General features: G+C 65.4%; 4 protein-coding genes. All 4 read right to left on the bottom strand.

Features of this window, described 5'->3' with window-relative positions; genetic code table 11:
- Window positions 1-452, bottom strand: a 452-nt coding sequence (locus G0Q01_RS23455) for a TrbG/VirB9 family P-type conjugative transfer protein (RefSeq protein ID WP_164213914.1), incomplete at its 3' end; no start/stop codon positions are given.
- Between the two features lie 2 nt (window positions 453-454).
- Window positions 455-1,108 (bottom strand): type IV secretion system protein, encoded by a 654-nt coding sequence (locus G0Q01_RS23450; protein ID WP_164213913.1) that lies wholly within the window; start codon window positions 1,106-1,108, stop codon window positions 455-457.
- 22 nt (window positions 1,109-1,130) lie between these two features.
- Window positions 1,131-2,183, bottom strand: a complete 1,053-nt coding sequence (locus G0Q01_RS23445; protein WP_164213912.1) for a type IV secretion system protein — start codon at window positions 2,181-2,183, stop codon at window positions 1,131-1,133.
- The coding region (locus G0Q01_RS23440; RefSeq protein WP_164213911.1) for a hypothetical protein at window positions 2,183-2,641 on the bottom strand (459 nt) is incomplete at its 5' end. The genes G0Q01_RS23445 and G0Q01_RS23440, both read right to left, overlap by 1 nt.

The raw sequence follows: 2,641 nt of genomic DNA, 5'->3' as shown, positions 1-2,641 counted from the left end.
CCGGTGTCGCGGGTGCCGATGGCCTTAGGCGTGCTCGAGGCCCGGGCAGCCGGCTGGTCCTCGGGATATTTGACCGCGACGCGGTAGGTCGGGGTCTTGCTGCGGCCTTCGGTCAGGACAAAGGCGATGGCGCGACGCGAGGTGTAGATGGTCATGTTGCTGTGGGCGCTGGCGATAACCGGTTTTACCGAGACCGTGTTGCGGTTCGACAGAACCTCGACATCGAAGGCTTCGGAATCCCCCAAAAGCACCTGCTCGATCCGCTCGCCGCGGCCGAGCTCGAGCGCGGTATTGGTCCGCAGGTTTGTGTCGACGCGGATCACGTCGGAGGAGTTGTACCAGACCGAGCGCACGCGGGCGTCCTGGCCCATGGTTTGTGGCGCGCGTTCGGCCAGTGCCGGTAGCGGCAGGAGCAGAAGGGCGGAAATCGCGAGGGCTTTGGCGTATCGCATGATTAGCCTCCCAGCGTCTCGGCCGAGACATTGAAACTGGTCACCGTAAAGCCGAGCGGGTTTTCCCAGACCCGTTCGAGGGCGCGTTCCTCGCGCGGCTGGAACTCGAAACCGATGACGGCGACGAAGGGACGGGTGACGCTGTCCTGCCGGGGCGTGCGCAGCGTCTTCTCATAGCGGACCTGGGCGACGGTCGGCTCGAGGAAGGTGATGGTCTTCACCCTCACGGTGACTTCCGCCCCCTGCCCATAGAGGCGGGGCGGGTAGGTCTCATTGTCACTGTCATTGCTCCAGAGGGCCACCAGCGAGCGGCGGGCGCCGCCGGCCGAGCGGCGCTGCACGCTTTCGAGACGCTCCTGGATTCCGGCCATGAGGAAGGACTCGCGGTCCGACACGTAAGAGACCAGCAGGCTTTCCTTCACCGCCTGTTCATCCTCGATGCCAGTAGGCTGCACCTGCATGATGCGCTCGGCCGCGCCGGTGTCGCGGTCTACCAGAACGGTGAAGACCTCGGTTGTCTTGAGCGGCATCATCGTGGCGATGGAGGCGGCCATGAGGACCGAGACGCCGGTGGCAACGCCGGCGACGATCCAGGCGCGCTTTTCGCTGCGGCGCGGGGCCATGATGATGTCCGTATCGAAGCTGTGTTCTTTCACCAAAACCTCCTTCGCGGGCCGATTACTTGCCGCTCTTGGCGACGGATTTCTGCGCCAGGGACACCGCGAGCCGGGCGGCCGCGGCCGCGCTGCCAGGCGCGCCGCCCGCGGCGCTCGAGATTGCCGCGCCGGCCGCATGGCCCTCCCGGCGGGCGCCGGAGCTGATCCCGTATTTGGGTTCCTTGCGCCCGGTCATGCCCTCAGCCATGCCGCGGGCGCCGGCCACGGCGCCATAGCTGTGGGACTTGGCCTGCTGGTAGGTGCCGGAGGCAGCTTGCCCGAGGCCGATGGCGGTCGAGCCGAGGGATTGGGCAATGGTTGGGACCATGAACATGAGCCCGGTGCCGAGCATCATGACCACCACGAAGCCGATGATGTCGCCAATGGTCTCGGCGCTCGCGGGATCGGGCGCGAGCATCTTGCTGGTCGCAATGGTGAAGCCGGCCATAGCTGCGGTCAGCAGGGGCACGAAGGCGAACCCCAGGGCGAGCTTTGCGTAGGTCTCGAAGATCGGCGCTGACTGCTTGAAGAGCGTGCAGGCGATCGCCAGCGGCCCCACAACGATCAGCACCGCGATCATCAGTTTCGCAGCGCAGATGACGACGATGGAGATGGTCGCCATCAAGGCTGCGATGAGAAACATGAGCAGGCTGGCGAGGGCGCCGGAGATGTAGGAGCCGTTTTCCGAGACCGCTTGGCCCAGATCAAGCGCATCGCCATAGAGTTCGTCCAACCCGCGATACAGGTCTGTCACGGTCGCCCCTGTGGCGGCCGAGAGTACGGTCCCGCCCAACTGGCTGGGGGTTTCTGTCAGAACGCCATAGACCGCATCGAAATTGGCGAAGGAGGACAGGAATATCATGACCAGGGCAATGCGCGTGATGAGGCTCAGCCCATTGCGGAGCGTCATCGGGACGGCCTGGATGGCCAGGTTGATCCCGGTCATCGCCACGAGGAGCACCGCGCCGACGCGGAACACCGGGATGACCGAGCCCGCCACCTCGTTGTAGGCCGCGGCCCCGACAGACGCGGCTGTGGTGTCCACCGCCGACAGGACATCTGCAATGATGGCCATCAGGGCGCGTCCCGGCAGGTTTTGTTCCGGAAGGACCGGTAGGTGTCGGACACGTCGTATTCGTTCGCGATATTGTACTCGCGCAGCTTCGCCATGTCCGTCTCGGTGATGTCTTCGGGCATCACGCCAAGGAACTCGACTGAGAACTCCTCGAAGGAGCGTGCCGCCTGCGGGCAGGTGCAGCTCTGCTCTTCGAGGCGCTGCACCTTGTTGAAGGTCTGATAGGCGGTGCGCGCCGTGCCGAAGTTGAACCCCGGCTTGGCGAGCAGCCCGACCTTCGGCGGCTCTCGTCGGCAGAGCGCCTCGTCGCCTTCGAAGAAATACATGCTGCGGCTTTGCATCTCCTGCAGGATCGTCAGGAGCTTATCGGCATCTTCGGCGTCCACCGCCGCGACGGCCGCGGCGCTCAGCTCCGGTGCCGAGACGGCGCTGTAGTCCTCGGCCCAGGCGACACCGGC

Source organism: Salipiger sp. PrR007, from assembly GCF_010499845.1.
GTDB lineage: Bacteria > Pseudomonadota > Alphaproteobacteria > Rhodobacterales > Rhodobacteraceae > Salipiger > Salipiger pacificus_A.
This window is presented reverse-complemented; position numbering and strand designations above follow the sequence as displayed.

Excerpts from the sequence above, each read along its gene's own strand:
- G0Q01_RS23445 (WP_164213912.1), bottom strand. The coding sequence starts at position 2,183 with ATGGCCATCATTGCAGATGTCCTGTCGGCGGTGGACACCACAGCCGCG.